The following is a 14,428-nucleotide window of genomic DNA, read 5'->3' on the forward strand; positions in this document are numbered from 1 at the left end:
CGCGGTGCGCCCTCCCGCACCGACACTGGGCGGAGGGCGAGAGGTACGCCCGTAGTCGGGGCAACGAGGGAGTGAACAGGTGAGGTTCTTCATCAGGCGGCGCGACGACCGTGGAGCGGTCGCCGTCGAGTTCGCGCTCACGGTGCCCATCCTCCTCACGTTCCTGCTCGGCACCGTGGAGCTCGGGCTCTACATGAAGGACTACATCTCGATGAGCAGCAGCGTGCGCGCAGGCGCGCGCTCGGCCTCGGCAGCCGCCGACGCCGGCCCCGGCACCTGCGAGGCCAGCGCCTCGCCGCCGCCGTGCTCGCCGGCCTCCGTGCCCGCCTTCGCCCAGGCGGCGGCGGACACCATGCAGACGGCCGGCATGGCGATGAACAGCCAGGACATCCAGTGGGTGATGATCTACAAGGCCAACGCCAACGGCTACCCCGGCTCCGCCACCAGCATCCCCTCCTCGTGCGGCGGCGTCGCCAACTGCGTCGTCTACGTCTGGGACCCCGGCGTGGTCACGGCCAACGGCACGGGCCGCTTCCGCTACGCGAGCGGCTCGTGGGCCTCTGCCTCGGTCAACGCCTGCCTCAACGAGACGGACGCCGTCGGCGTCGCGCTCCGCGCCAACCACAACTGGATGACCGGCCTCGTCAGCGGGCTGATGGGCGGCAACAAGGTGATGACCGAGCGCACGGTGATGAAGTTCGAGCCGCTCGAGCAGGACCGCTGCAAGCCCGGCACGCCCAACGCGCACAACTGATCGGACCTGGCATGCGAATCCCCCGGATCTCCCGTCGCAAGCGCGACGAGGTCGGCGCCACCGCCGTCATCGTGGCGATGTTCTTCGCCTTCATCGCGCTGCCGCTCGGCGCGGCCGCGGTCGACATCGCCCGGCTCTACGTCGAGCTCGAGCGGGTGCAGGCGGGCGCCGACGCCGCCGCGACCGCCGGGGTGACCTACATGCCCGACGACTTCAACGCCGCGCGTGCCCGCGCGATCGAGGTCGCGGAGGACAACGGGTTCCCGAACTCGGGCACCTCCGCGGTGCAGGTCTCGGTCGGCGACAAGCCCACCCAGCTGCGGGTGACCGTGTCGTCGACGGTGCGCAACTCCTTCGCCAAGGCCTTCGGCGTGCCCACCTCGACGATGTCGCGCTCGGCCCTCGCGGACTTCAACGGCCCGGCCCCGATGGGCAGCCCGTGCAACAGCTTCGCCAACGAGCCCGCCGGGTCTGCCCAGCAGGGACCCCAGACGTCACAGACGAAGGTGCCCACCTACGCGAACTGCTCCAGCCCGCAGTTCTGGGGCGCGATCACCGGTCCCGAGACCTGGAAGGACCAGGGCTCGGAGTTCGACGCCCGCAAGTGCGGTGGCACCGAGGACGGCTGCAACGGGTCGACCAACAAGGAGTTCGACCCGCGCGGGTTCGTGTACCTGGTCCGGGTCGCCCCCTCGGGCGTGGGTCAGTCGGTGAACCTGCAGGTCTACGACCCGGCCTACGTCGAGACCGCCGCCGACTGCTCGGCCGGACCGGTCGCCATGACCGACCAGCACTACTACGCCAACAGCAACATCGCCTCCGGCGACAACAACAAGTACCCGCTGGCCACCTCCGACGCCAACGTGCGCTACGACAACGACAACGTCGCGTCCAACATGTTCTGCACCGGTGACTCCGACAACGCGGGCAGGCGCTTCGGCAGCGAGGTGCCGACCATCACCTCGTTCACCCTGCGCAGCCCGGTCGACAACCTCGACCCCTACAGCGCCCCGGCGCTGAACCCGTCCCAGTGCACCAAGCAGTGGCCCGGCTACTCGAACACGGTCGCTGGCCAGTACAACCACAACGACGGCCAGGGCAACCACTACGACTGGACCGGCGGGATGCGCGAGCGCAACCTGCGCAACTCCGGCGACAACAACGACTACAAGCCCGAGCTCGCCAGGGTCTTCCACCAGTGGGTCAACCTCTGCACCTTCACCCCGACGCAGGCCGGTGACTACTACCTCCAGGTGCGCAGCAACGTGGCTCTGCCCGCGTCGTACACCCTCGACGCGACCGGTGCCGTCGCAGGCAACGCCGCGGTCTACAACCAGGCGGGTGACAACACCGCGGTGCTCGGCAACGGCACCAACCAGTTCGCCATCCGCGCCGTGACCGGTGCCGCCGCCGGCGCGATCTCGGTGTCGCCGTGGGAGAAGATGCGCATCTTCGCCAACGCCGACTCCGCCAGCACCCAGTTCAACCTCGTCCGCGTGGTGCCCGCGGCAGCCAACAAGACCCTCGTGATCACCTACTACGACGTCGGCGAGGCCACCGGCACCACGGCCGGCAGCGTGCAGGTCCTGCCGCCTGGCGACGCCAAGCTGGGCACCACGGCGATGACGACGATCGCGGGGTGCCAGGCGACCGGTCCCACGACAGGTGCCCTGAGCAACTGCAAGGTCAACAACGTGACGTCGGCGACGAACAACGGAAAGCTCCAGGTCGTGCGGGTCCCGATCCCGAACACGTACACCTGCCAGGTCACCAGTGCAGGCGGGTGCTGGTTCCGGGTCGGGGTCAACTTCCCGGGCGCCACCGTCACCGACGCCACGACGTGGACCGCGCGCATCGTGGGCGAGCCCGTCCGCCTCATCGAGTAGGTCCTGCCACGCCCGCTCGACCCCTGCCAGACGCCGTCCCGGACCCCGGGGCGGCGTTTGCACTCTCGGGGGTCGAGTGCTAAACATGAGGTTGGCACTCTCGACTGGAGAGTGACAACGACCCGGGTGACGCTGAGGTCGGGGACGCCGGTGGGAATGGATCGCCGGTGGAGCCGGTCGTCCGTCGCGGGCAGCCCTCCCGGGGTCACCACACCAGACTCACGTCGATAGGAATCGCGAAGAGTTATGCCGAAGCTGATTGCTTTCAACGAGGAGGCCCGCCGCGGCCTCGAGCGGGGTATGAACACCCTCGCCGACGCGGTCAAGGTCACCCTCGGCCCGAAGGGCCGCAACGTCGTCCTGGAGAAGAAGTGGGGCGCCCCCACGATCACCAACGACGGTGTCTCGATCGCCAAGGAGATCGAGCTGGAGGACCCCTACGAGAAGATCGGCGCCGAGCTGGTCAAGGAGGTCGCCAAGAAGACCGACGACGTCGCCGGTGACGGCACGACGACGGCCACCGTCCTGGCCCAGGCCATGGTCCGCGAGGGTCTGCGCAACGTCGCGGCCGGCGCGAACCCCATGGGTCTCAAGCGCGGCATCGAGGCCGCCGTCGCCGCCGTGTCCGAGCAGCTGCTCGCCATGGCGAAGGACGTCGAGACCAAGGAGCAGATCGCGTCCACCGCGTCGATCTCCGCCGCTGACACCACCGTCGGCGAGATCATCGCCGAGGCGATGGACAAGGTCGGCAAGGAAGGCGTCATCACCGTCGAGGAGTCCAACACCTTCGGGCTGGACCTCGAGCTGACCGAGGGCATGCGGTTCGACAAGGGCTACATCTCCGCCTACTTCGCCACCGACCTCGAGCGCATGGAGGCCGTGCTGGAGGACCCCTACATCCTCATCGCCAACTCCAAGGTGTCGACGGTCAAGGACCTGCTGCCGCTGCTGGAGAAGGTCATGCAGTCCGGCAAGCCGCTGCTGATCATCGCCGAGGACGTCGACGGCGAGGCGCTGTCGACCCTGGTGGTCAACAAGATCAAGGGCACCTTCCGCTCCGTGGCCGTCAAGGCCCCGGGCTTCGGTGACCGCCGCAAGGCCATGCTCCAGGACATCGCCATCCTCACCGGTGGCCAGGTCATCTCCGAGGAGGTCGGCCTCAAGCTCGACACCGCCGGCCTCGAGCTGCTCGGTCAGGCCCGCAAGGTCGTCATCACCAAGGACGAGACCACCATCGTCGAGGGTGCCGGCGACCAGGGCCAGATCGAGGGCCGGGTCAACCAGATCCGCGCCGAGATCGACAAGTCGGACTCCGACTACGACCGCGAGAAGCTGCAGGAGCGCCTCGCCAAGCTGGCCGGCGGCGTGGCCGTCATCAAGGTCGGCGCGGCCACCGAGGTCGAGCTCAAGGAGCGCAAGCACCGCATCGAGGACGCCGTCCGCAACGCCAAGGCTGCGGTCGAGGAGGGCATCGTCGCCGGCGGCGGCGTGGCGCTCGTCCAGGCGGCTGCCACCGCGTTCGACAAGCTCGACCTGACCGGCGACGAGGCCACCGGCGCGAACATCGTCCGCGTCGCCACCTCGGCCCCGCTCAAGCAGATCGCCATCAACGCCGGCCTCGAGGGCGGCGTCGTGGCGGAGAAGGTCGCGAACCTCGAGGCCGGTCACGGCCTCGACGCGGCCACCGGTGACTACGTCGACATGATCGCCGAGGGCATCATCGACCCGGCCAAGGTCACCCGCTCGGCGCTGCAGAACGCCGCGTCGATCGCCGCGCTGTTCCTCACCACCGAGGCCGTCGTGGCCGACAAGCCCGAGAAGGCGCCGGCCATGCCCGGCGGCGACATGGGCGGCATGGGCGGCATGGACTTCTGATCCGTCCCCCTCAGCTCCACCGGCAGGGCCTCCGCTTCGGCGGGGGCCCTGCTGCCATTTCGTGATGCGTGGGTCGTTCCGCCTGCGGTTTCCAAGCCCTACTGTGTGCCTGCAACGCTTTTCCGTCGTACCGACCGGAGGATCCTGCATGAGCGACGCCGCAGTCGAGCTGGTCGGCCTGAGCAAGTCCTTCGGGCCGGTCACGGCGGTCGACCACGTCGACCTGCGGATCGAGCAGGGTGAGTTCTTCTCGATGCTCGGGCCGAGCGGCTCGGGCAAGACCACGGTGCTCCGCATGGTCGCCGGCTTCGAGCAGCCCACCTCCGGCCGCGTCCACCTCGGCGGGACTGACGTCACCGACCGGCCGCCGTTCGCCCGCGACGTCAACACCGTCTTCCAGGACTACGCCCTCTTCCCGCACATGGACGTGCTCACCAACGTCGAGTACGGCCTGCGGGTCAAGAAGGTGCTGCGGGCCGAGCGGCGCGAGCGGGCGATGGCGGCGCTGGAGTCGGTGCAGCTCGGCCCGCTCGCGGCACGGCGACCCACCCAGCTCTCCGGCGGTCAGCGCCAGCGCGTCGCGCTCGCGCGAGCACTGGTCAACCGGCCGCAGGTGCTCCTGCTCGACGAGCCGCTCGGCGCGCTCGACCTCAAGCTGCGCCGGGCGATGCAGCTCGAGCTCAAGCAGATCCAGCGCGAGGTCGGGGTGACGTTCGTCTTCGTCACCCACGACCAGGAGGAGGCGCTGACGATGAGCGACCGCATCGCCGTCTTCAGCGACGGACGCATCGAGCAGGTCGCCACGCCCGCCGAGCTCTACGAGCGGCCGGCCACCCCCTTCGTCGCCGGGTTCGTCGGCACCTCGAACCTCCTCGACGGCGACGCCGCGCGGGCCCTGCTCGGTCGGACGGGCAGCTTCAGCATCCGCCCCGAGAAGATCCACCTCGACCCCGACGCCGCACCCGGTCAGCGCACCGCCCGGGGCACGGTGAGCGACGTGGTCTACCTCGGCTCGGTCAACCACTACCTCGTCGCCCTCGACGCCGGACCGACCGTGACCGTCCTGCGGCAGAACCTCCACGGCACCACCGACCAGGCGATGGCCCGCCGCGGCGAGACCGTCACGGTCGGGTGGGCCGACGAGCACGTCATCGACCTCTCGGACCACCCCACGGAGAAGGAGAAGCCATGAAGCGGACAGCCATGATCGCGACGGCGGGCGTGCTCGCCCTCGCGCTCGGCGGGTGCGGGACGTCGTCGGGCGACGGGGGCGGCGGCGCCACCGGGTCGGAGTCCCAGGGCGGCTTCACCGCCCCCGACGTCCCGATGACCCAGGAGCTCGGCGACAACGAGGGCAGCCTCACCGTGCTGGCGTGGCCCGGCTACGCCGAGGACGGCTCGACGGACAAGAGCGTGGACTGGGTGACGCCGTTCGAGAAGGAGACCGGCTGCCAGGTCGAGGTGAAGTACTTCGGCACCTCCGACGAGGCGGTGAACCTGATGAAGTCCGGCCAGTACGACGTGGTCTCCGCGTCCGGCGACGCGTCCCTGCGGCTCATCGCCGGCGGCGACGTGGCGCCGGTCAACACCGACCTCATCCCCAACTACGCCGACGTGTGGTCCTTCCTCAAGGACCGCGACTGGAACTCCGTCGACGGCCAGATGTACGGCATCCCGCACGGCTACGGCGCCAACCTGCTGATGTACAACACCGACGTGGTCAGCCCGGCGCCGACCAGCTGGAGCGCGGTCTTCGACGACGCGTCCTCCTACGCCGGCAAGGTCACCGCCTACGACTCGCCGATCTACATCGCCGACGCGGCGCTCTACCTCGCCAAGACGCAGCCCGACCTGGGCATCGAGGACCCCTACGCGCTCGACGAGGACCAGCTCGCCGCGGCGGTCGACCTGCTGAAGAAGCAGCGCGAGGACGTCGGGGAGTACTGGTCGGACTACCTCAAGGAGATCCAGGCCTTCAAGACCGGTGACTCCGTGGTCGGCACGACCTGGCAGGTCATCGCGAACCTGGCGAAGGACGAGAAGGCGCCCGTCGAGGCGGTGCTGCCCGAGGAGGGCGCCACCGGCTGGTCGGACACCTGGATGGTGTCGTCGAAGAGCGAGCACCCCAACTGCGCCTACGCCTGGATGGACCACATCATCAGCCCGGAGGCCAACGCCGCTGTCGCGCAGTGGTTCGGTGAGGCGCCGGCCAACGAGAAGGCGTGCGACCTCGCTGCCAAGGGCTTCTGCGACACCTACCACGCGGGCGACGAGTCCTACGCCGAGCAGATCCACTACTGGACGACGCCGATCGAGCAGTGCCTCGACGGTCGCACCGACGTGACGTGCACGACGTACCAGGACTGGACGCAGGCCTGGACCGAGATCAAGGGCTGAGGCGTGGTCGGACGGCGTCCGCCGGGCGGCGGTGGAGCAGTGCCGGCAGGCGTGCTCCACCGCCGTCCCCGCCTGCGGCTCGGGCTGCTGCTCGGGCCTCCGGTGCTGTGGCTCGGGGTGCTCTACCTGGGCTCGCTGGCGGCGCTGTTCGTCACCTCGCTGTGGAGCGTCGACGCGTTCGGCGGCAACATCCAGCGGGTCTGGAACCTCGACAACTACCGCGACCTCGCCACCCTCGACGTCTACCGCACCATCACGGTGCGCACCCTGCTCACAGCGGTGGCGGTGACGGTGATCGACGCGGTCCTGGCGTTCCCCATCGCGCTCTACATGGCCAAGGTCGCCTCGCCCCGTGCGCAGCGGCTCCTGGTCGTGGCGGTGCTGATGCCGCTGTGGGCGTCCTACCTGGTCAAGGCCTACGCCTGGCGAGGGATGCTCGCCACCGGCGGCCCGCTCGACTCGGTCGGGCTCTCGCCCGGCTACGGCCTGGCCGCCACCGTGCTGACGTTGTCCTACCTCTGGCTGCCCTACATGATCCTGCCGATGTACGCCGGCCTGGAGCGGCTGCCGGGCTCGCTGCTGGAGGCCTCGGCCGACCTGGGCGCCTCCACCGCGACCACGATGCGACGCGTCGTGCTGCCGGTGCTGTTCCCGGCCGCGGTCGCCGGGTCGATCTTCACCTTCTCGCTGACGCTGGGCGACTACATCGCGGTGAAGATCGTCGGCGGCGCCAACCAGATGCTCGGCAACGTCGTCTACGACTCGTTCCTCACCGGCAACAACATGCCGTTCGCCGCGGCGGTGGCGACCATCCCGGTCGCGGTGATGCTGGTCTACCTCACGGCCGTGCGCCGGACGGGAGCGCTGGACTCGCTGTGACCTTCTCCCGGACCACCCGCACGGTGCTGCTCGTCCTGAGCGCGCTGGTGCTGCTCTTCGTCTACGCCCCGCTCGCGCTGGTGGTGCTCAACTCCTTCAACACCTCGCGCACCTTTGAGTGGCCGCCGCCCGGCTTCACGACGCAGTGGTGGGGATCGGCCATCGAGAACCCGGGCGCGCGCAACGCCGTCGTGGTCTCGGTCGAGGTGGCGGTCATCGCCACCGCCGTCGCGCTCGTGCTGGGCACCATGGCCGCGCTGGCCCTGCAGCGCTTCCGCTTCTTCGGCCGCGACACGGTGTCGCTGCTCATCGTGCTGCCCATCGCGCTGCCGGGCGTGGTCACCGGCATCGCCCTGGCCAACGCCTTCCTGACGATGTTCGGCATCGAGCTCGGGATGTTCTCCCTGGTCGTCTCGCACGCCACGTTCTGCATGGTGACGGTGTTCAACAACGCGATCGCCCGGCTGCGCCGTCTCGGCGGCAACCTGGAGGAGGCCTCGATGGACCTCGGCGCCGGCACGTTCCGGACGTTCTGGTCGATCACGCTGCCGATGATGCGCTCGGCCCTGCTCGCCGGCGCGCTGCTGTCGTTCGCGCTGTCCTTCGACGAGATCATCGTGACCACGTTCACCGCGGGCCAGGGCATCCAGACGCTCCCGATCTGGATCTACCAGAACCTGTTCCGCCCCAACCAGGCGCCGGTCGTCAACGTCGTGGCCGCGGCCCTCATCGTGCTGTCGATCGTCCCGATCTGGCTGTCGCAGAAGCTCGCCGGCACCGACGAGGCCGTGGCGGCGGCACGGTAGCCCGATCGGGTCGTCCGCGGGCGGGTTCACCCAAACCCGGGACTCGGGCCGGCGTCACTCCCTAGGGTCCGAGCGTCGCACCGCCGTGGGAGTGGTGCGGCACCTCACCCTGGGAGAACCGTTGAAGCACCTGACCGTCGCGTCCCTGCGCACGCGCACCGTCCCCGCCCTGGCCGTCGCCGGAGCCCTCGTCGTGTCGGCGGGTGTCGGCGGTGCCACCGCCGGCGCCCTGGTCACCGGCAAGGACATCCGTGACAAGACGATCACGGGAGCCGACATCGCCGACCGCGCCGTCGGCAAGCAGCAGATCACCATCGAGGCGCTCGACCTGCTGCGCACCAGCTGGAACTCCGGTGCCGGTGCGCCCAAGGCCAGCGACGGTGACACCAACAGCTGGTACCTCGACACCACCACCGGCGACGCGTACAAGAACACCCCCAGCGGGTGGCAGTTTCGGGTCAACATCATGGGCGCGACGGGCGCGCCGGGTGCCGTCGGCCCCCAGGGGGCGAGGGGGGATGCCGGGGCGACGGGCGCGACCGGTGCCGCCGGCGCACCGGGCGCCAAGGGCGACCGCGGCGCCGCGGGTGCCGACGGCGCGAAGGGCGACCAGGGCGACACGGGTGCCGCCGGCAGCCAGTGGCTGCAGGGCACGGGCGTCCCGGACGTCACCGTCGGCGCGCTCGGCGACTGGTACCTCAACACGTCCACGTGGGACGCCTTCCGCAAGGGCGCCCAGGGCTGGGTCGCCATGGTGAACCTCCGCGGCCCCGTCGGGCCGAAGGGCGACCAGGGCGAGACCGGCCAGACCGGTGCGACCGGCGCCACGGGCTCGACCGGTGCGCCGGGGCAGACCGGTGCGCAGGGCCCCCAGGGGGTGACGGGCTCGACCGGCTCGACCGGTTCCCCGGGTGCGCAGGGCCCGATCGGCCCCCAGGGCCCGATGGGCCCCCAGGGCGCCACCGGCCCGCAGGGTCCGATCGGCCAGACCGGCGCGACCGGCGCGACGGGTCCCCAGGGCCCGGCCGGTGGCGGCCTGACCCTGACCGACGGCAACTCCAACGCCATCGGCAAGGTCGTGTCGATGGACTCCTACGGCATCTCGTTCGTGACCTCGACCGGCTACCAGCTCTGGGTCACCTGGGACGGCATGGCCAGCCCGGGCCAGATCTACTACACCGCCCCGTGCGCGAGTGCTGGCAGCGGCCAGGCCTACCTCAACGACGGCGGCATCTCCGGCCAGCCGAACTTCGGCAAGTCAGCCGTCTACAGCGGGTCCCTCAACTCGTGGATGGTGCCCGCGACGGTCACCTCCGGCTACACGACGTCGGTGTCCTTCACGTCCGCCTCGATCGACAACCCCAACTGCTACGCGAGCTCGGGCACCAACAGCGGCTGGCTGCTGAAGACTGCGACGCGCGCCGAGCTCGGCCTCCCCGCGAACAGCACGGTGAACAAGATCGCCGTGCCGCTGACGGTCGGCTGAGCACCGACGCCCCCTAACAGGGCCCCCGCTTCGGCGGGGCCCTGTCGCCATTTCGCGCCGACCGGTAGGAAGGGGCCATGCGCCTGCCCGTGCCCGGCCCCCGTGACGTGATGTCCCTCCTCGAGCGCGGGGGTGACCAGGTCGAGGCCCTGGCGGGCGCCGTGCCGCGTGCCCTGGCCCTGCTGTCCCAGGCCGAGGTGCTGCTGGCCCGGGTGACCGCCCTCGTCGACCGCGTCGACGGTGTGGTGGACGCCGTCACCGTGGAGGCAGCACGGGTGGCGAGCGTGATCGACGACGCGCAGACGCAGGTCGACCGCGTCGGTGGGGTGATCGACGGCGCGCAGCAGCAGATCGACCGCGTCGGTGGCGTGGCTGACGGCGCGCAGCAGCAGATCGACCGCGTCGGTGGCGTGGCCGACGACGCGCAGCAGCAGATCGACCGCGTCGGGACCGTGGTGGACGGCGCGGCCGTGCAGGTCGGGCGGGCCGGGTCGCTGATGGACGCCCTCGAGGCGCCGCTGGCCACGCTGCAGCCCACGCTGCAGGCGCTGGCCGACACGACCAGCCCGGCCGAGGTGGAGGCCCTCGTGCGGTTGGTCGACCAGCTCCCCGCGCTGACCGACGCGATGGAGAAGGACGTGATGCCGGTCCTGGCGACCCTGGGCTCCGTGGCCCCCGACGTGCACGAGCTGCTCAACGTCTCGCGCGAGCTCAACGAGATCCTCGGCAAGATCCCGGGGGTCGGTCGGCTCAAGCGGCGGGTGGAGGAGGAGGAGGCCGAGCAGTGAGGGGAACGGACCTCGCGCCCCGTCCGTCCCACCTGCACGGGCCGGTGACCACCACCGGTCCGGCCAGACCAGGAGGAACCGTGAAGACCCTGCGCAGCCTTGTCGCCGTCCCCGTCGCCGTGCTCGCCCTCGGCGCCCTGTCCGCCTGCGGGAGCAGCTCGGACGACGCCGAGCAGCCCGCCTCGGCCCCGACCTCGGACAGCACGACCTCGGACGGCACGTCCGACAGCACCGCCTCCGACAGCACGGGGGGCGGGACGCTGGCCCTCACCGCCGACGGCTCGACCGCCGGCAAGTGCGCGGTCCCGAGCGCGGAGGTGCTCTCCGGCTTCGACACCGCCTTCGCCGGCACCGTCACCTCCCTCGACGACGGCACCGCGACCCTCGCGGTCGACCAGTGGTACACCGACGGCGATGCCGCCACCGTGACCGTCGACGCCCCGAGCAAGGACATGCAGGACCTGCTGATGGCGGTGGACTTCCAGGAGGGCACGTCCTACCTGGTCAGTGCCAGCGGCGGGCGCGTCTCGCTGTGCGGGTTCACCGGCCCGGAGACCCCCGAGCTGCAGTCGGTCTACGACCAGGCGTTCACCGGGTGACCTCCGTCGCCGGGCTGCTGCTGGCGGCGGGGGAGGGGCGCCGGTACGGCGGCCCCAAGGCGCTGGCCCGCGACGACGACGGGACGTCGTGGCTGCTGCGCTCCCTGCACGCCCTGCGCCCGTGCGACGAGGTCGTGGTGGTCCTGGGCGCGGCGGCCGAGGAGGCGGCGGCGCTGCTGCCGATGTCGGTCGTCCGGGTCCGCGCCGACGACTGGGCTGAAGGCATGGGCGCCTCCCTCCGGGCAGGTCTGCAGGCCCTCGTCGAGACCGACCACGACGCCGCCCTGGTGTCGCTGGTCGACCTGCCCGACGTCGACGGCGCGGTGGTGCAGCGCCTGCTGGCCGCGGCGACCGGGCGCGACGTCCTCGCCCGGGCGGCGTACGACGGCGTCGCGGGGCACCCCGTCCTGATCGGGCGCGAGCACTGGGACGGCGTGCGGGGCGCGGCGAGCGCCGACCGCGGCGCGCGCGACTACCTCGCCACCCACGCCGTCACGCTCGTGGAGTGCGGCGACCTCGCCACAGGTGTTGACGTCGACACCCGCTGAGGTCCGTGGTCCCACGCCAACGTGCGACCAACGTGCCGGGTCGTAGCCTGACGGCATGGTTGCAGGGATCGACTCCACCGCCGACGTCGCCGCCCGCCTGGGCACCACCGGCTACCTCGCCGACGACGAGCTGGCGACCGTGGTCTTCCTCGCCGCCCGGATGCAGCGGCCGCTGCTGCTCGAGGGCGAGCCGGGCACCGGCAAGACGGCTCTGGCCGAGGCGCTCGCGCAGACCCTCGACCTGCCGCTGGTGCGGCTGCAGTGCTACGAGGGGATCGATGCGAGCCAGGCCCTCTACGACTGGGACTTCCCGCGCCAGATCCTGCACCTGCGGGCCCTCGAGGCGGCCGGGCAGGTCGACTCCGACGAGGCCGAGAAGAGCCTCTACGACGAGCGCTTCCTGCTCGCCCGCCCCGTCCTTTCCGCGCTGCGCCGGGCGCCGGCCGTGCTGCTGGTCGACGAGGTCGACCGGGCCGACGACGAGTTCGAGGCGTTCCTGCTCGAGGTGCTCTCGACCTGGCAGGTGACCATCCCGGAGTTCGGCACGGTGACCGCGCCGGAGCCGCCGCTGGTGGTGCTCACCTCCAACCGCACCCGCGAGCTCCACGACGCGCTCAAGCGGCGCTGCCTCTACCACTGGATCGACCACCCGGGCCTGGACCGCGAGGTGGAGATCGTCCGTTCCCGCGCGCCCGAGGTCAGCGACGCCCTGGCCCGGCAGGTGGTCGGGCTGGTCCAGCAGCTGCGGGCCCGCGACGACCTGCTCAAGCCGCCGGGTGTCGCGGAGACCCTCGACTGGGCGCGCGCGCTGACCCACCTCGGCACCACCGAGCTCGACCTCGCCACCGCCGCGGCGACCCTCGGCGCGCTGCTGAAGTACCGCGAGGACGCCGACCGGGTGAAGGCCGCGCTCGACCGGATGCTGGCGCGATGAGCGAACCCGCGGGCCCGGCCCAGGAGCGGCACGCCGTCGACGAGGTGCTGCTCGGCTTCACCCGCGCGCTCAGGGCCTCGGGGGTCGCGGTCACCCAGGACCGCGCCCACGGCTTCCTGACCGCCGTCGCGGCGGTCGGGCTCGGCGACCGGCAGGCGACCTACTGGGCCGGTCGGGCGACCCTGTGCGGCTCGCCCGACGACCTCGCCCGCTTCGACCAGGTCTTCGCGGCGTGGTTCGACCACCGCGACGGCCTGCCCCGGGCGCGGCCGCGCCAGGACCCGCGCCCCGCGACCGCCCACCTGCTGCCCGACACCGAGGCCGGCGGCTCGGGGTCGCCCGACGACGAGGATCTCCAGCGCGTCGCCGCGTCCACGTCGGAGGTGCTGCGCCACCGCGACGTCGCCTCGCTCGACGCCGCGGAGAAGCGGCGCCTCGACGCGATGTTCGTCCGCCTCGCGCTCCGGCCGCCGACGCGGCGCACGGCCCGCCACCGCCGGTGGCGCCGCGGCCGGCTCGACGCGTCCCGCACGCTGCGCAGCTCCCTGCGCCAGATGGGCGAGCCGGGTGAGATCGCCTGGCGACGCCGGGCCGTCCGGCCGCGCCGGGTGGTGCTGCTGGTCGACGTGAGCGGGTCGATGAGCGCGTACGCCGACGCGCTGCTGCGCCTGGCCCACCGACTGACCCAGTCGGCGCGGGCCTCGGGCGGGGTGGTCGAGACCTTCACCGTCGGCACCCGCCTCACCCACGTGACCCGGGCCCTGCGCTCGCCCGACGCCGACCGCGCCATCGTCGCGGCCGGCGAGGTGGTGCCCGACTGGTCCGGCGGCACCCGGCTCGGCGAGACGCTGCGGGTCTTCCTCGACCGCTGGGGCCAGCGCGGGATGGCGCGCGGGTCGGTGGTGGTCGTGTTCAGCGACGGGTGGGAGCGCGGCGACGCGACCCTGCTCGGCGAGCAGATGGCGCGCCTGCAGCGCGTGGCCCACCGCGTCGTGTGGGTCAACCCGCACCGGGGGAAGGCGGGCTACGAGCCGCTCCAGCGCGGGGTGGTGGCCGCCCTGCCCCACTGCGACGACTTCCTCGCCGGCCACTCGCTGGCGACCTTCGCCGACCTCACGGAGGTGATCTCGCGTGCGTGACGTGCTGCCCGAGCTGATGCAGTGGTGGGAGGCCGGCGACACCGTCGGCGTCGGCACCGTCGTGGCGACCTTCCGGTCGGCCCCCCGGCCGGCCGGGGCGTCGATGCTGGTCGGACCCGACGAGACGGCCGTCGGCTCGGTGTCCGGCGGCTGCGTCGAGGGGGCGGTCTACGAGCTGGCCCAGTCGGTCGTGGAGTCCGGCGAGCCGGTGCTGGAGCGCTACGGCGTCTCCGACGACGACGCCTTCGCCGTGGGCCTGACCTGCGGCGGCATCCTCGACGTCTACGTCGAGCGGGTCTCCCGCGAGACGTTCCCCGAGCTGGGCGACGTGGCGGCC

The 14,428-nt window shown here is 71.6% G+C and carries 14 protein-coding genes; all 14 read left to right on the forward strand.

The window, feature by feature from the left end; all coding sequences use genetic code 11:
- Positions 1-79 precede the first annotated feature (79 nt).
- Positions 80-754 (forward strand): TadE family protein, encoded by a 675-nt coding sequence (locus ACFFJG_RS13825; protein WP_378519302.1) that lies wholly within the window; start codon positions 80-82, stop codon positions 752-754.
- Positions 755-765: 11 nt separating this feature from the next.
- The gene (locus ACFFJG_RS13830) at positions 766-2,640 is read left to right on the forward strand and encodes a pilus assembly protein TadG-related protein (protein WP_378519303.1); all 1,875 of its coding nucleotides are present in this window, start codon (positions 766-768) and stop codon (positions 2,638-2,640) included.
- Positions 2,641-2,886: 246 nt separating this feature from the next.
- Entirely contained in the window at positions 2,887-4,515 is a 1,629-nt protein-coding gene (gene groL / locus ACFFJG_RS13835) for a chaperonin GroEL (protein ID WP_378519304.1), read from the forward strand.
- A gap of 148 nt (positions 4,516-4,663) precedes the next feature.
- Entirely contained in the window at positions 4,664-5,707 is a 1,044-nt protein-coding gene (locus tag ACFFJG_RS13840) for an ABC transporter ATP-binding protein (RefSeq protein ID WP_378519305.1), read from the forward strand.
- Entirely contained in the window at positions 5,704-6,912 is a 1,209-nt protein-coding gene (locus ACFFJG_RS13845; protein ID WP_378519306.1) for an ABC transporter substrate-binding protein, read from the forward strand. Before ACFFJG_RS13840 ends, ACFFJG_RS13845 begins: the two co-directional genes overlap by 4 nt.
- A 3-nt stretch (positions 6,913-6,915) precedes the next feature.
- Positions 6,916-7,791, forward strand: coding sequence for an ABC transporter permease (locus ACFFJG_RS13850; protein ID WP_378519307.1), 876 nt, complete (start codon positions 6,916-6,918; stop codon positions 7,789-7,791).
- Positions 7,788-8,597, forward strand: a complete 810-nt coding sequence (locus tag ACFFJG_RS13855; protein WP_378519308.1) for an ABC transporter permease — start codon at positions 7,788-7,790, stop codon at positions 8,595-8,597. The genes ACFFJG_RS13850 and ACFFJG_RS13855 overlap by 4 nt, the downstream gene beginning before the upstream one ends.
- A gap of 121 nt (positions 8,598-8,718) precedes the next feature.
- The gene (locus ACFFJG_RS13860; protein WP_378519309.1) at positions 8,719-10,083 is read left to right on the forward strand and encodes a collagen-like domain-containing protein; all 1,365 of its coding nucleotides are present in this window, start codon (positions 8,719-8,721) and stop codon (positions 10,081-10,083) included.
- A 77-nt stretch (positions 10,084-10,160) separates the two neighbouring features.
- Positions 10,161-10,871 (forward strand): hypothetical protein, encoded by a 711-nt coding sequence (locus ACFFJG_RS13865; RefSeq protein WP_378519310.1) that lies wholly within the window; start codon positions 10,161-10,163, stop codon positions 10,869-10,871.
- A gap of 80 nt (positions 10,872-10,951) precedes the next feature.
- On the forward strand, positions 10,952-11,470 hold the full coding sequence (locus tag ACFFJG_RS13870; RefSeq protein WP_378519311.1) for a hypothetical protein: 519 nt from the start codon (positions 10,952-10,954) through the stop codon (positions 11,468-11,470).
- Positions 11,467-12,018: a nucleotidyltransferase family protein gene (locus ACFFJG_RS13875; protein ID WP_378519312.1), complete on the forward strand. Its 552-nt coding sequence runs from the start codon at positions 11,467-11,469 to the stop codon at positions 12,016-12,018. Before ACFFJG_RS13870 ends, ACFFJG_RS13875 begins: the two co-directional genes overlap by 4 nt.
- A 55-nt stretch (positions 12,019-12,073) precedes the next feature.
- Positions 12,074-12,952 carry an AAA family ATPase gene (locus ACFFJG_RS13880; RefSeq protein WP_378519313.1) on the forward strand — a complete coding sequence of 293 codons (879 nt, stop codon included), beginning with the start codon at positions 12,074-12,076 and terminating at the stop codon, positions 12,950-12,952.
- Entirely contained in the window at positions 12,949-14,091 is a 1,143-nt protein-coding gene (locus ACFFJG_RS13885; protein WP_378519314.1) for a vWA domain-containing protein, read from the forward strand. The genes ACFFJG_RS13880 and ACFFJG_RS13885 overlap by 4 nt, the downstream gene beginning before the upstream one ends.
- Positions 14,084-14,428: XdhC family protein (locus tag ACFFJG_RS13890; RefSeq protein ID WP_378519315.1), on the forward strand; the 345-nt coding region annotated here is incomplete at its 3' end. The genes ACFFJG_RS13885 and ACFFJG_RS13890, both read left to right, overlap by 8 nt.

The organism is Nocardioides zeicaulis, from assembly GCF_042432345.1.
Classification (GTDB): Bacteria; Actinomycetota; Actinomycetes; order Propionibacteriales; family Nocardioidaceae; genus Nocardioides; species Nocardioides zeicaulis.